Source organism: Mesorhizobium sp. M7A.F.Ca.CA.001.10.2.1 (assembly GCF_003998575.1).
GTDB lineage: Bacteria > Pseudomonadota > Alphaproteobacteria > Rhizobiales > Rhizobiaceae > Mesorhizobium.
In genome coordinates this window covers 1-529 of the sequence record NZ_RZQY01001310.1, presented here as the reverse complement: position 1 = coordinate 529, position 529 = coordinate 1, and the positions used below count along the sequence as shown (strand labels likewise).

Below are 529 nucleotides of genomic sequence, written 5' to 3'. Positions count from 1 at the left end.
CGCGTGAGCTGTGCCCGCAGCTGATCTTCGTCGGCGGCAATTTCAGCCACTACCAGCGGCTGGGCGACGCGGCGATCAAGGTGCTCGACGATTTTACCCCGGTGGTCGAGCGCATCTCCATCGACGAGGCGTTTGCCGACGTCGCCGGCTGCACGCATCTGTTCGGCTCGCCGCAGGAGATCGCAACGACCATCCGCCGCCGCGTGCGGGCCGAACTCGGCCTGCCGATCTCGATCGGCGTGGCGCGCACCAAGCATCTGGCCAAGATCGCCTCCCAGGTGGCAAAACCCGACGGGCTGGTGGTGGTCGACCCCGGCAGCGAGCTCGCTTTCCTGCACGACCTGCCGGTCGGGCTGATGTGGGGCGTCGGCCCGGCGATCAGGGCGAGGCTGGCGGAAATCGGCGTCGAGACCATCGGCCAGCTGGCCAGGACGCACAGCGGCGCGCTAACGCGGCTGCTCGGTCCCGCCGCCGGCGAAAAGCTCGCCGCCTTGTCATGGAACCGCGACCCGCGAAAGCTCGAAACGCA

General features: G+C 68.8%; 1 pseudogene. It reads left to right on the top strand.

Annotation, left to right across the window (positions count from 1 at the left end):
• Positions 1–529: pseudogene (locus EN964_RS36815) on the top strand (DNA polymerase IV); the annotation flags it as partial.